A 13,715-nucleotide genomic window follows, 5' to 3' on the forward strand; every position below is an offset into this window, starting at 1 on the left:
ACCACAATATCTACCGCAGCTTGATGCATTCTGACGCTATATATTGTGGTCGAAGTTCAACTAAATTACTTTTTGTGGAATAACCATAGTATAATAATTTTAGAGAATCCAATTTTTTTGGATTCTCTAACGGGTTAATTATGTTTAAATCTTTTAAAATGTTCTTTAACTTGAGTCCTTAAATTATAATCTCCTTTAAACGGTAATAGAAAAGATGGCTTTCTAGCTTTTCCTTTAAGCCCAAAGAACTTGCTGCTTATCTGAAATTTCAACTGTTCAAAATGAATAAATTCTATAGTTTCTTCCGTTCTCTCTACCATTTTCTTAATTGTAGATATAATGTTAAAGGAATTTACCACATCAACTAAAATAACACCATATACAACTCCAATAAAGAGCGAAAACTCCAAATGTTCATATAAAAATTCGATTTTGTTATAAAAATAAGGATAAAGGAAAAAATAAAATACTAAGGATAATATTGTCCAAAAGAAAGAATACAATGGTGCAATTAATCCTCCAATATTAAATCTTAAATTTGTATAATCCCATAATCTTGTTTTATAATACTTTAAGAAAAAAAGTCCAGTTAAATATTCAATTAATGTTGTAATAATGCAAAATAATATGATTTTAATATAGAATACAATACTCAAATCACTAACAATATATAACAAACAAACTCCAAAGCCATACAATGGCAAATAGGGTCCAGATAAAAATCCTGGATTAATCCAGCTTCTTGCTTTACCAAAATACCTTCTATAAACAACTTCCAGTGACCATCCAATAAGAGCTCCTGTTATAAACAAAAATAAATACTTCAAAACAAAAATCGTCATTTCTTCACCTCTAAATCATATATAAATCATTATAAATCTATCCATATTTTATCATTTTACAACTTTTTTATATATTATACCATAAACTAGAATTATACAAATAACAGAACATCAGGTTTCCCTGATGTTCTGTTATTTGTATTTATATTCCATTTTAAAATAAAAATATATAGCATAGTTCTCCTTACCTACTAATCTTGTGTGTACCTTCTTCCAATTTTTCATAATGAAGTTCTGGATTAATAGCTTCTACAAATGCTTTTATCCACATTTCTCTAAGAGTATAAAAATTCTCAACATTACCACCAACAAAATCCCAATATTTCTTATGAAGACACCTAGTACTTTCCCAAATTATTTCATCATAATCTGAGGATACTAGAACATTAATTCTATCACAAGGCATTCCTTCAACAACATAATCATTTATTGCGTTGTATATTGCTTCAAGAGAGTTTTCATCTCCTGTGAACTCTCTTCCTTCTAGAGTTCCTTTTTTCTTCATTATATTTAAAAGATTATCCATATAATTTTTATCTATTTCCAAAATCTTAGAAACTAAAGTAGCATATCTGTATTCTGCTCTTTCTATTTTATCTTGAAGCCAACCATGTATATTTCCAGTGTCTATCATTTCTTCTAAAGGTTTATCTTCTAATGGGCCACCATACTGCTTATATATTTCATCTTTCCATTGGTTTACAGGAAAATTATTTTTTTCTGCCCAATCTAAAATTTTTTTCTCGCTTAGTTCAAACAGTTTTATTTTATTAAATAACCAATAATGTATTTGTCCTAAATGCAAACTCATATTATTACCTCCGTAAAATCGTTTATCTAAAATTTACTAGTATTAATTTCCTTCAACAGTTTTATTTAATGCTTCTAACAACATATCAACGTCTAATCCATGAACACCAGCAGCTTCTTCTAAAGTTTCTGCTTGAGCTGAAGGGCATCCAACACAACCCATTCCAAAACTCATTAAAGTTCGGATTACTTCTGGATAATTTTTTACCACTTCACCTACTGTATTATTCTTATCTATTTTCATATTAAAATACCTCCTAATTATTCAAATTTAATTCCCAGTGAATGACTGTGGATTATGTATATAATATACCATGGAATAATAAAAAAGAACGTTACATATGTTACGAATTCATCTTCGACATAAAATATCTAACATTTCAATAAAAAGCAACTGAACATCAAATTTTACCTGATGTTCAATTGCTTTTTATTATATAAATAACTTATATAGCTATCACTATACCGCTACATCTTTAATATCTATATCTTTTATCGTTATATAAACTATTATTATGCCAATAACCATAAATGCTATCGGTATTGCAATAATTGAGGATAATGTAAATCCTCCGTTATTTGAATTTAAAAAAGATGCTACTAAAAAAGAACTTATAATGGTAACTGGTGTAGATTTTTTTCTTAACCCAAAATATAAAGGGATTAAACAAATCATTGAATTAGCTAAAGCAGAGGTAATAACACCTGTAAAACCACTTAAAAACAATTTAAATGTTAATTCCTCTAAAGTAGTATGTGTAACAATTTGTATAAGATAAAAGCATGAAAATACTAATAAATTTGATATTACTATAAAGGAAAAAGTAAATACAGATATAATAATCAATTTAGCAATTATTAGCTTCTTTCTACTAATTGGATAATTAAATAACAGATAAATAGTTTTATTTTTGTATTCTTCAATAACAAATTTTGAAATAAGAACTCCAGCAAAAATTATAAAAGTAGCATTAACAATAGAACCTAAAATTCCAAACAAAGCTTCATAATTATTAAAAGTTGTTGCTCTTTCAGCACGTTCTACAAAAAATATTAAACAAAGTAATCCTAATATAGATACATTACAAATCAATGCAGCAAATATATTACCCTTTATTTTAAATTTCTTTAATTCTAATTTTATTAAATTAAGCATTTATTACACCTCCATTTATTAACTTTAAGAAATAATCTTCTAATGAACTCTGTTTTTTTGTAATAGATTGAATTCCAATATCATTTAAAATCAAAGCTTTAGATATTTCTTTTTGTGTAATATTTGACTTATATACCCTCAGTAAATTATTATCTATTATTTTAAAATTAGTTATTTCTAGATTGTTATCTAGAATATAAGCAGCTTTTGTACTATCTTCAACATTAATCTCAATAAATTCTGTATTACTTCCTCTAATAGCTTCCATAGAAACCTCTTCTATTAATCTTCCATTACTAATAACTCCAATTGTATCAGCTATCTGCTCTATTTCACTTAAAATATGACTTGATATTAATATGGTTATTCCATACTCTTTGCTCAACATTTTAAATAAACCTCTCATTTCCTTAATCCCTACTGGATCAAGTCCATTTATTGGTTCATCCAATATCAAAAATTCAGGTTTTGTAATAATAGCTCTTGCTATTCCTAATCTTTGTTTCATCCCAAGAGAAAAATTTTTAACAGTTTTATCATTGATACTTCCCAAATTTACAAGCTTTAATGCCTCATCAATAGCTTTCTTGTTATGAAATCCCATATATCCACAGTGTAATTCTAAATTTTCTCTGCCTGTTAGCTTTTCGTAAAAAACAGGATATTCAATAATAGTTCCCATTCGCTTTAGTACTTCATATGACGTATTTGTCAATTTTTCACCAAAGATTTCTATATCACCCGCTGTAGGTTTAATAAGATTTGTTATCATCTTCATTACAGTTGTTTTACCCGCGCCATTTGGTCCTAAAAAACCATATATTTCCCCTTTTTTAACATTCATACTAACATTTGAAACTGCTTCTTTCCCTTCAAAAGCCTTTGTTAAGTTGTATGTTTTTAATACATATGTCATTGGTGTTTCCTCCTTCATTTCAACCTTATAATTCTATTTTATACGTAGTAAATTTCTTTTTACTTACGCAATTCTTACAAATTTCTTAAGTCACTTTTTTTCTAGTAATTTATTCTCTTTAGCTTAAAAGAAAATACGGTTTTATTATAAGGTTTACTGAAAAGAGATATTTTGCCGTCCATTTTTTCAACAAGTCTTTTTGTTATTGTTAGCCCTAAACCACTTCCCTGAAATGATTTGTTCCTTGAATCCTCAAGGGTATATAATCTTTCAAAAACTCTATCTTTATGTATTTCATCAATTCCTTTACCTTTATCCAGTACATCTATGTATACAAATTCATTATCTGCTTTTAAATTTATACCTAAAAATTTTCCTTCATATCCATACCTAATTACATTTGAAATTAGATTATTTAATATTCTATCAAGAGCCTCTTCATCTCCTAATGCATAAAAATTTTCTTCTGGAATATTGATGTTAACCTCAAATCCTCTATTAGTTAAAATATCATAAAAAGATAGAATATTTTTTCTGCAAATCTCATTCATATTAACTCTTGTTATAGAAATATCCTTATCTCCAGACTCAAGCTTTGCCAGGTTAAAAAATTTATTAATCAGTTCCAATAATTCTATTGTCTTATTTTGAACCTTTTCTAACAATCTCTCTCTTTCTTCACTGGTCAAGTTATTTTCTACTTTTAGTGTCTCAACATACCCCATTATAACTGTTAGTGGAGTTTTTAAATCATGAGAAATATTAGAGAGCATTTTTCTCATTGACTTCTCTGTTTTTAAATAATTTGCCATTGATTTTTGATTATAGTCTAGGAGTTTATTAATTTCTACTAAAATTGAAATTAAGTATTTATCATCAGTACAAACCAGTAGCTTTTCACTAGTCTCCTTTGATATAACACTACTTAATTTTTGATGTACATATGCTAAGTTTTTATTTCTAACCTTTATCTTCCTATATTGAAAACAAATTACACCCATTAATATAATAATTATCATTAATAAAAAAATAATCATTTTAATATTCTCCCAACTTATAACCTATTCCCCATAAGGTTTTAATATATTTTGGCTCAGATGGATAATCTTCAATTTTTTCTCTTACTCTTCTCATATGAACATTGATAACATTCTCATCCCCATAATAATTATCATTCCATATAACATTATATATCTGCGCCCTTGTAAAAACTTTATTAGGATTTGTAACAAATAACTTTAATATATCAAATTCTTTTGAGGTAAGCTTTAAAGGCTTGTCCTTCTTAATTACAGAAAAATTATCTAAATCAATCTCTAAATCACCAATATTAATATTATTTTCTTCTTTTTTATCAGGCTTAGAATAATATGCTACACGTCTTATTCTTGCCTTAATCCTTGCTGTAAGTTCAATCATTGAAAAAGGCTTAGCAATATAATCATCCGCACCAAGCCCAAGTCCTATAGCCTTATCAACATCACTATCCTTAGCTGACATAATCAAAATTGGTATTAAGCTTTTTTCTCTAACAATCTTCATAAAATCCATGCCATTAAGCTTTGGAAGCATTAAATCAAGAAGAATTAAATCAAAATCTTCCATTCTAAATATATTAACCGCTTCCTCTCCATCAAAAGCAGTTTTTATTTCAAACCCCTCTTTTATTAAATGATTTTTCACCATTTCGCTAATAGATATATCATCTTCAACAATCAGAATTTTATTTCCCATTATACATCCCCCTACTTCACAATAACTTCTTACACCATCTTTTATTATGAGACTTTTTTTATCTTACTACTCTATATAAATTTCTAAATATCCAATGATTTTATTTAAATCAAATTCTTCCAACACACCTACTGATGAATCATAATACTTTCCATTAAAGAATAATAAAAGGTGACTACTTTTTTTAGAACGAGCATTTATTATACAACAATTTGGTAGTTCTTTTATCTTCTTAGACATATAAACCATCTTAGGAGAATGATTAATTCCGTAGTAATCTATGGTTTCAATAACTTTACTTATGGACCCTTGCCATCTTTTAGCCTGCATAATGTTTACTACTTCTTCTACAGATACTCCCGCCAACATTGCAACAGTGGTTTGTCCACATAGCCCACCTTGCTGTTGAATAATACATTCTATGCTGTCAATTTTTCGTATAGGATTTTCAAGACTATATGGACTATTTTTATTAATTCGGCTCAATGCAGCAATTATCTCAAAAGATACATCGCATTTTGTGTCATTTTCTATTTGCTTAAGTATTACTTTCGTAATAGGTATATAATAATTACCATTACTTTTAGGTATCAACTTGCATTCAAAACATATATCATTTACTATAACTTTTACAGGAATTCTACCTTTTTGATTACACACTTTCCATACATTAAAAGGTATGGCTATAAATGTTCTTACTCCTTCTTTTAATAATTCTCCATTAAACTGGTACTCCATATTTATCCTCCTAATCATTCAGTATAAGCGTTAACCTATCTTATGTTTTTTATTCATTTATTATTAGAAAATAATGTAACTCTATGCAGAAATTATAGCATTACTTGCTATACACTACAATATAATTAAATATCTGGCGTCATGATTCACAACGCCAGATATTTAATATTCCACTATAATATAAATTTTTCTATTGCTTTAGCTACTCCTTCATTATCGTTAGTCTCTGTTATATAGGCTGATTTTCGTTTTATTATATCTAAAGCATTTCCCATAGCTATTCCAAGACCTGCATATTCAATCATAGATAAATCGTTCTCACTATCTCCTATTGCTATTACTTCATCTTTTTTTATATTATAATAATCTGCTATAATTTTTACTGCTTTTCCTTTGCTAACACCTTTGCATGTAACTTCAATATTACTTTTATGTGAACTTACAACCTCTAATCCTTCTATATTATTTAATTGATTTCTAACTTTTCTTAATTTATTTTCATTTGTACTCATAATTTCACATTTGATTATATTATCTTTCTCCTTATGTAAAATTTCACTCCATCTTCTTTTGCTAAATACATCTACTTTATTAGTTTTATCGTTGTCCAACTTCTTTAATTTAATAAATAGATATAGAAGCCTCATCATAAGATTACCACAATATAACTTTTGGGAGGTATAAAAACTTACCCCTATATTGTTTTCAGAGCATATATCAACTACTTTCTTACATAAACCCTCACTAATTGTACCCTCATAAATGGGATTAGCAATATCTTTATCTTTTACATAAGATCCATTTGATGCAATAACTGCAGATTTAACGCCTAAAAGATCCGAATAATATTCAGCATTAGTATATATTCTACCCGTAGTTATAACAATATGAACCCCCAAGTCATGCGCTTTCTTTAAAATTTCTTTAGTATTTTCAGTTATCTTATGTTTACTATTTAAAAGTGTGCCGTCCATATCAATGCAAACTAATTTATATACCATAAGCACCTCCTTTTTTTATTTATTAAGCTGTAAAATAAGTTTTAAAATTTGGAAGATAATCTTTATGCGCTTCTAATAATTCATCAAGAAGAACTTTTGCTATTCTTTGTGATGGTACTAATGGATTAATTGTCATTGCAACTAATGCTTTGTTATAGTCCCCTGTAATTGCTGCATCTACAGTAGTTCTTTCAAAGGATTTTATTTGTTGAATCAATCCATTAACCGCTACAGGAAGTTCTCCCACTGTAATAGTTTTTGGTCCATCCTTTGTTATAATACAACTAACTTCTACTGCAGAATCATCATCAACTCCAACTATAGCTCCATTATTTCTTGTATCAACAGGTTGGATGTCTCTTTTATCATTATAAATTGAACTTATTAATCTACAGGCTGCATCACTGTAGTAAGCCCCTCCTCTTTTTTCTAATTGAGGTGGCTTAATTTGAAGATTTTCATCTTTGTACAATTCAAACAAATCATTTTCAAGACGTTTAACCACTTCTGCTCTAGTTTCCCCTTTAGACAATTCTTCTAATTCCATTTCTAACATCTCTTGTGTTAAATAGTAATATCTATGATAAGCACAAGGTATGATACCAAATCCTTTTATAAACTCAGAAGTCCATTCTAAACCTTCTATATTCATAGGGATAGGATCAAATGTACCAGTAGCCATTTTATTTACAACTTCTTCTGTAACATTTTTTCCGTCTACATAAACATTTAATCCAAATACCATATGATTTAATCCAGCAAAGTCGATTCTTACCCTACTATGTTCAATTTGATATTCTTTTGCAACTGCCATTTCCATACCAATTGGAATGTTACATAATCCAACTACTTTTTTATTCTTTCTTCCATATCTCAAAACAGCTTCTGTTACCATACCTGATGGATTTGCAAAGTTAATAAGCCAAGCATCAGGACATAATTCTTCTATATCTTTATCTATTTCTAATATAACTGGCACAGTTCTCAATCCTTTAAACATTCCACCAGCACCATTTGTTTCTTGTCCAATTAATCCATGACTTAAAGGAATTCTTTCATCTTTTATTCTTGCATCTAAAAGACCTACTCTAAGTTGTGTTGTTACAAAATCAGCACCGGGCAAAGCTTCTCTTCTATCAAGTGTTGTGTGTATTTTAATGGGCACTCCAGCCTTCTTAACCATTCTTTTTGCAAGGCTACTAACTATTTCTAACTTTTCTTTTCCTTCTTCTATATCAACAAGCCAAAGTTCTCTAACCGGCAATTCATCATATCTCTTTATAAAACCCTCAACTAATTCAGGTGTATAACTAGATCCTCCACCAATAGTTACAATTTTAATTCCATTCATCCGCTATTGTCTCCTTAATAGTATATTAAGAACGTTCTTTATATATATTATAGAATTATAGAAAGAGCATTTCAATTGTGATAAAATGAAACTGTACTAGTACAGTTTGGGGGTGCATTATGAAAAACATATACGAACAGATAGTAGAGGATATTGAAAATGGCATACATACCGAAGTTTATAAACCCGGTAAAAAGCTACCTTCTGTACGAGAATTAAGCCAAAAATATAATTGTTCAAAAAGTACAATTATCAAAGCTTATGAAACCCTCAAAAATAATCATCTCATTTACTCCGTACCACAAAGTGGTTATTATATAGTTGAAAAACTAATAAAAAATACCACTGAAGAATCCTCTAGCATAAATTTTAGCACAGGGAATCCTCGTATTGGAAATATAAACACACCCGATCTTAAACATTGCCTTGATAGGGCTGTTGATATTTATATGAATAATTCTTTAAGTAGTAGTAATATATCAGGAGTAGAATCCTTGAGAAAAATTTTACCTAAATATCTTTCTGATTTTCAAATATTTACATCTTCTAATAATATATTTGTAAACCTAGGAATTCAACAAGCTTTAAGTATACTAACTAAAATGCCCTTTCCAAATGGTAAAGATGTGATTTTAATAGAACAACCAACCTATAGATTTTTCATCAATTTCTTAAAACATCAAGGTTCTAAAGTAATAGGCATTGAAAGAAATGAACAGGGAATTGATTTAAAAAAATTAGAGGAATTATTTAAGAATGAAAATATCAAATTTTTCTATACAATACCTAGAAACCACAACCCCTTAGGAACTTCTTATAATAAGCGTCAAAGAAAAGCTATAGCAGCTTTAGCTATCAAGTATGATGTATATATTGTAGAGGATGATTATTTTAGCGATATTTCTTTGGATAGTAAGTATGATCCTATTTACGCTTATTCTGATTATCAACATGTTATTTACTTGAAGAGTTTTTCAAAAATTTTACCCTGGATGAGAATTGGTTTGATTGTAATGCCTTCCCATTTGTTGAATATCTTTGAGAAATGTATTATAGCTTCTTATTATTATTCATATTTTTCCGCTTCTTTAGTGTCTCAAGCTACTTTAGAAATTTATATCCGTAGTAAAATTCTAAAGAAACAGGTGGCTTCTATCACAAAAGAATTGGAAGAAAAACAAAAATGCTTAAGAAATAACTTAAGAAAACTATCAAAATATAATATAAAATGCATAGGTGGTAAATCTGGTTATTATTCATATTTAGAGCTTCCAGAGTATATAAATGAAAACCGACTGATAACTAATTTAGAAAAACAAAACGTCCTTGTAACGAATGGAGAAAATTTTTATTTTGACAATACTTATTACAAAAAAGGAATACGCATAAGTATTGCTAGTTCAAGTGTAGAACAAATTAATACAGGTTTTAAAATAATAAGTTCACTAATAGAAAAACACACCAATAATTTTTAATCATTCATTTGGTGTGTTTTTACATACTGTTTTTTTGCAATAAAAACTATAATTCTTCTCCATTTGTTTTAATAACATTCTTGTACCAATAGAAGCTCTTCTTTCTAGATCTTTCTAAAGTTCCATTACCGTCATTATCTTTATCTACGTATATAAATCCATAACGTTTCTTCATTTCACCTGTTGATGCACTAATTAAGTCAATACATCCCCATGGAGTGTACCCCATAAGATCTACACCATCATTGGTAACCGCTTTTTTCATCTCAACTATATGTTTTCTTAGGTAGTCAATTCTATAATCATCATTAATAGAACCATCTTCTTCAACTTTATCAACAGCTCCTAAGCCGTTTTCCACAATAAATAGTGGAACTTGATAACGATCATATAAATTATTTAGAGAAATTCTAAGTCCTAGTGGATCAATTTGCCATCCCCACTCTGATGCTTCTAAATAAGGATTTTCAATTCCACCTAGCATGTTTCCACCTAAATTCTTTTCAGATGTATTATTATCCATTACTTTTGAATTTACTACTAATGACATGTAGTAACTAAATGCAAGGTAATCTACTTTACCTTCTCTTAAAATTTCTTCATCTCCAGCTTCAGTTTCAATATAAATATCATTTCTCTCGAAATAACGCATCATACTATTTGGATAAGATCCCCTTACTTGTACATCTGAGAAGAAATAATGCTTATTTAACATTTCATTAGTTGCTTGTACATCTTTTGGATTACATGTTTCTGGATAAAATAATGGATAGAGTAACATACATCCAATTTTAAAATTAGGATTAATTTCATGTCCTAACTTTACAGCCTTTGCACTAGCTACAAATTGATGATGAGCGGCTTGATAACAAACTTGTTCCTTATTTTCTCCTTCATTAAACTTAATTCCTGCTGGAATAAATGGATGCAATGTAACTACATTTATTTCATTAAAAGTCATCCAATATTTAACCTTATCTTTATAGCGAGTAAATATTGCTTCACAGTAATTTATAAAAAAATCTACTAGTTTGCGATTTCTCCAAGCACCATACTTTTCAACTAATGCATAGGGCATTTCATAGTGAGAAATTGTAACAACTGGTTCAATTCCATACTTTAAACATTCATTAAATAAATTATCATAGAATTTTAAGCCTTCTTCATTTGGTTCTGTTTCATCACCATTTGGGAATATTCTAGTCCAAGCGATTGATGTACGAAAGCATTTAAAACCCATTTCAGCTAATAGTGCAATATCTTCTTTATAATGATGATACAAGTCTATCGCTTCATGTGATGGATAGTATTTTCCTTTTATAACTCCATCTGTGTATTCACGGTGCTTATCAACAGTACCACCAGTAGCAACGTCTGCTGTACTCACACCTTTTCCACCTATATTCCATGCTCCTTCACATTGATTGGCAGCGACTGCCCCACCCCATAGAAATCCTTCGGGAAATTGTTCTATTTTATTTTCCACAATTCATTCCTCCATTATATAATAGTCAGTAGATTCTCACCTTCATTAACCTCTTTTATTTCTTTTGGTAAAATATCTAAATAATTAGGTGTATTTGTGATAATAACTGGTGTAATCAAATCATATCCTTCAGCTTTAATAGCATTCATATCAAATTGGAGCAATGTATCACCAACTTTAATAGCATCACCATCATTAACATGAGTTATGAAATATTTACCATCAAGTTTAACTGTATCAATTCCAATATGAATTAAAATCTCAGCACCTTCATCAGAAACAATACCAATAGCATGTTTTGTTTTAAATAGTGTTGCCACAGTACCATTTACCGGTGAAACTATTCTACCTTCAGTTGGTCTTATTGCAATCCCTTTTCCCATAATTTCTTTTGCAAATGTTTCGTCACTTACTTCTGTCAAAGGAACTACTTCGCCAGTTAAAGGGCTTGCTATATTAATCTTATTTGTTAATGCTTCTTTCCTAGGTAATTCTTCATCTAATTCATCATCATCCACTTCATCTATAGGATCTTCAAATCCCAAGAACCAAGTTGCTATAAATGTCACTACAAATGCTATAACACATACTACAATTGCATTAATAAAATTAGATCCTTCTGGTCCAATAAAAATTGGTAATGCTGCAAGACCTGGTACAGCCATTGCATAACCTTTAAGTCCTACAATACCCCCGTATAAACCACCAACTGCACCACCAATCATAACACCTATAAACGGCTTCTTCAGTTTTAAGTTAACACCGTACATAGCTGGTTCAGTAATACCTAATACTGCTGTAATCCCTGATGAACCTGCTAATTGTTTTAATTCACTGTTTTTACTTTTTAATGCTACACAAAGAGCTGCTGCACCTTGTGCAACGTTTGCCGCTAACATACCAGGTAATAATATACTTTCATATCCGCTAGTTGCAAATTGAGCAAATACAAATGGAAAATAACTGTAATGCATCCCTGTCATAACTAATAATGGTGAAAATGCACCCATTAATAATACTACTAACCATCCTGCCCTAGCACTTAAAATATTTATGCCTTGAGCCACAACATTTCCAACTACTGTACCTATCGGTCCAAGCGCTATTAAACCGATTGGAGCTACAACTAACAATATAATAAGAGGTTTTGAGAAAAATTTAATTGGTTTTGGAGAAATTTTATCTGCAAATTTCTCAACATATGACATTAACCAAACTATTAAAATAATAGGAATAACAGAGGATGAATATGTTGCTAATGTAACAGGTAATCCTAAGAAATGAACTGGTTCACCTGCAGCAACTAGTGCTGTTAAATTAGGATGTAACAATACACCTGCTAAGGACATAGCCATAAATGGATTACATTTGAATTTAATTGCTGATGTGTAAGCTATCAATATTGGTAAGAAAAAGAATGCTGCATCTGATATAAAATTCAAAATATAATATGATTGACTTTCCATTGACAATAAACCAGATGATGTTAAAAGTACTAACACAGCTTTTATCATACCTGCACCAGTAATTGCCGGTAAAATTGGAGTAAAGATACCTGCAATTGTATCAAGTACTGAAGATACTAAACTCTTCTTTTCCCCACTATCACTTGAATTTCCTTTTTGAAAATCACCTAGCTTTAATATTTCACAATAAACACTTGCTACATCACTTCCAATAATCAACTGGAATTGTCCACCTTTATTAACAACTCCTATAACACCTTTAGTCTTCTTTAATACCTCTTCGTTTACTTTTGATAGATTTTTTAAATTAAATCTCAATCTAGTTGCACAGTGAGTTACATTTGCTACGTTTTCTGACCCACCGACATTTTTCAAAATCTCACTTGCTAATTTTGGATAATTCATAACCTGATTCCTCCTATTTAACTTTTTTATTTTACATTAGAAATTTAAAATATTTTTGAAGAATGTAGGTTTTGCCTGATACATCAGTAACAATCCTATAGGAACTTAATATTATAATTTCTTATTTGGATTTAACTTACCGATTGCATCACCCCTTTCAGATTTATAAAAAAAACCCAAGTAAATTATAAAGAAGAAAATTCTACTTCTTTATAATCTACTTAGGTTTTGCCTGCTCTACCAGTAACAATCCTTGGGTCGGCTTAATAATTAGTTCTACTTTTCTTTTGAAAATATGAGGCTTCTATCATTTTTCAAAAGAATTTAGTAGAAGT

Annotated in this window: 13 protein-coding genes; 1 reads left to right on the plus strand and 12 read right to left on the minus strand. The window is 29.3% G+C overall.

Annotation, left to right across the window (positions count from 1 at the left end):
• Positions 1–134: 134 nt before the first annotated feature.
• The 10 genes from ACQ3F0_RS14390 to ACQ3F0_RS14435 all read right to left on the minus strand — a co-directional run bounded on the left by ACQ3F0_RS14390 (position 135) and on the right by ACQ3F0_RS14435 (position 8,548).
• Positions 135–842 (minus strand): putative ABC transporter permease, encoded by a 708-nt coding sequence (locus ACQ3F0_RS14390; RefSeq protein WP_428866010.1) that lies wholly within the window; start codon positions 840–842, stop codon positions 135–137.
• Positions 843–1,026: 184 nt separating this feature from the next.
• Complete coding sequence (locus ACQ3F0_RS14395; RefSeq protein WP_428866011.1) at positions 1,027–1,653, minus strand: hypothetical protein; 627 nt, start codon at positions 1,651–1,653, stop codon at positions 1,027–1,029.
• A 42-nt stretch (positions 1,654–1,695) separates the two neighbouring features.
• Complete coding sequence (locus tag ACQ3F0_RS14400) at positions 1,696–1,896, minus strand: DUF1858 domain-containing protein (protein WP_428866012.1); 201 nt, start codon at positions 1,894–1,896, stop codon at positions 1,696–1,698.
• A gap of 216 nt (positions 1,897–2,112) precedes the next feature.
• A complete protein-coding gene (locus ACQ3F0_RS14405) occupies positions 2,113–2,808 on the minus strand; it encodes an ABC transporter permease (protein ID WP_428866013.1) in 696 nt (231 codons plus the stop codon).
• Positions 2,801–3,724, minus strand: coding sequence for an ABC transporter ATP-binding protein (locus ACQ3F0_RS14410; RefSeq protein ID WP_428866014.1), 924 nt, complete (start codon positions 3,722–3,724; stop codon positions 2,801–2,803). The genes ACQ3F0_RS14405 and ACQ3F0_RS14410 overlap by 8 nt, the downstream gene beginning before the upstream one ends.
• Before the next feature lie 101 nt (positions 3,725–3,825).
• Positions 3,826–4,761 carry a sensor histidine kinase gene (locus ACQ3F0_RS14415; protein ID WP_428866015.1) on the minus strand — a complete coding sequence of 312 codons (936 nt, stop codon included), beginning with the start codon at positions 4,759–4,761 and terminating at the stop codon, positions 3,826–3,828.
• 1 nt (position 4,762) lies between these two features.
• Positions 4,763–5,458 (minus strand): response regulator transcription factor, encoded by a 696-nt coding sequence (locus ACQ3F0_RS14420; protein WP_428866016.1) that lies wholly within the window; start codon positions 5,456–5,458, stop codon positions 4,763–4,765.
• Between the two features lie 66 nt (positions 5,459–5,524).
• Positions 5,525–6,196, minus strand: a complete 672-nt coding sequence (locus tag ACQ3F0_RS14425) for a DUF1905 domain-containing protein (protein WP_428866017.1) — start codon at positions 6,194–6,196, stop codon at positions 5,525–5,527.
• A 173-nt stretch (positions 6,197–6,369) separates the two neighbouring features.
• Positions 6,370–7,197 carry a Cof-type HAD-IIB family hydrolase gene (locus ACQ3F0_RS14430; RefSeq protein ID WP_428866018.1) on the minus strand — a complete coding sequence of 276 codons (828 nt, stop codon included), beginning with the start codon at positions 7,195–7,197 and terminating at the stop codon, positions 6,370–6,372.
• A 22-nt stretch (positions 7,198–7,219) separates the two neighbouring features.
• The gene (locus ACQ3F0_RS14435; protein ID WP_428866019.1) at positions 7,220–8,548 is read right to left on the minus strand and encodes a 6-phospho-beta-glucosidase; all 1,329 of its coding nucleotides are present in this window, start codon (positions 8,546–8,548) and stop codon (positions 7,220–7,222) included.
• Between the two features lie 119 nt (positions 8,549–8,667).
• Here ACQ3F0_RS14435 and ACQ3F0_RS14440 point away from each other — a divergent pair, with 119 nt between their 5' ends.
• Entirely contained in the window at positions 8,668–10,023 is a 1,356-nt protein-coding gene (locus ACQ3F0_RS14440; RefSeq protein WP_428866020.1) for an aminotransferase-like domain-containing protein, read from the plus strand.
• Positions 10,024–10,069: 46 nt separating this feature from the next.
• On the opposite strand, the gene ACQ3F0_RS14445 is transcribed toward ACQ3F0_RS14440, so the two are convergent.
• Together ACQ3F0_RS14445 and ACQ3F0_RS14450 are read right to left on the minus strand one after the other, a co-directional pair.
• Entirely contained in the window at positions 10,070–11,512 is a 1,443-nt protein-coding gene (locus tag ACQ3F0_RS14445; RefSeq protein WP_428866086.1) for a 6-phospho-beta-glucosidase, read from the minus strand.
• A gap of 11 nt (positions 11,513–11,523) precedes the next feature.
• A complete protein-coding gene (locus tag ACQ3F0_RS14450; protein WP_428866021.1) occupies positions 11,524–13,380 on the minus strand; it encodes a beta-glucoside-specific PTS transporter subunit IIABC in 1,857 nt (618 codons plus the stop codon).
• Positions 13,381–13,715: the final 335 nt, after the last annotated feature.

The organism is Clostridium sediminicola (genome assembly GCF_050402865.1).
Lineage (GTDB): Bacteria > Bacillota > Clostridia > Clostridiales > Clostridiaceae > Clostridium_AF > Clostridium_AF sediminicola.

What these genes read in the sequence shown, in the direction of transcription:
- ACQ3F0_RS14390 (WP_428866010.1), bottom strand. Translation starts at nt 842, where the DNA reads ATGACGATTTTTGTTTTGAAGTATTTATTTTTGTTTATAACAGGAGCT.
- ACQ3F0_RS14395 (WP_428866011.1), bottom strand. Translation starts at nt 1,653, where the DNA reads ATGAGTTTGCATTTAGGACAAATACATTATTGGTTATTTAATAAAATA.
- ACQ3F0_RS14400 (WP_428866012.1), bottom strand. Translation starts at nt 1,896, where the DNA reads ATGAAAATAGATAAGAATAATACAGTAGGTGAAGTGGTAAAAAATTAT.
- ACQ3F0_RS14405 (WP_428866013.1), bottom strand. Translation starts at nt 2,808, where the DNA reads ATGCTTAATTTAATAAAATTAGAATTAAAGAAATTTAAAATAAAGGGT.
- ACQ3F0_RS14410 (WP_428866014.1), bottom strand. Translation starts at nt 3,724, where the DNA reads ATGACATATGTATTAAAAACATACAACTTAACAAAGGCTTTTGAAGGG.
- ACQ3F0_RS14415 (WP_428866015.1), bottom strand. Translation starts at nt 4,761, where the DNA reads ATGATTATTTTTTTATTAATGATAATTATTATATTAATGGGTGTAATT.
- ACQ3F0_RS14420 (WP_428866016.1), bottom strand. Translation starts at nt 5,458, where the DNA reads ATGGGAAATAAAATTCTGATTGTTGAAGATGATATATCTATTAGCGAA.
- ACQ3F0_RS14425 (WP_428866017.1), bottom strand. Translation starts at nt 6,196, where the DNA reads ATGGAGTACCAGTTTAATGGAGAATTATTAAAAGAAGGAGTAAGAACA.
- ACQ3F0_RS14430 (WP_428866018.1), bottom strand. Translation starts at nt 7,197, where the DNA reads ATGGTATATAAATTAGTTTGCATTGATATGGACGGCACACTTTTAAAT.
- ACQ3F0_RS14435 (WP_428866019.1), bottom strand. Translation starts at nt 8,548, where the DNA reads ATGAATGGAATTAAAATTGTAACTATTGGTGGAGGATCTAGTTATACA.
- ACQ3F0_RS14440 (WP_428866020.1), top strand. Translation starts at nt 8,668, where the DNA reads ATGAAAAACATATACGAACAGATAGTAGAGGATATTGAAAATGGCATA.
- ACQ3F0_RS14450 (WP_428866021.1), bottom strand. Translation starts at nt 13,380, where the DNA reads ATGAATTATCCAAAATTAGCAAGTGAGATTTTGAAAAATGTCGGTGGG.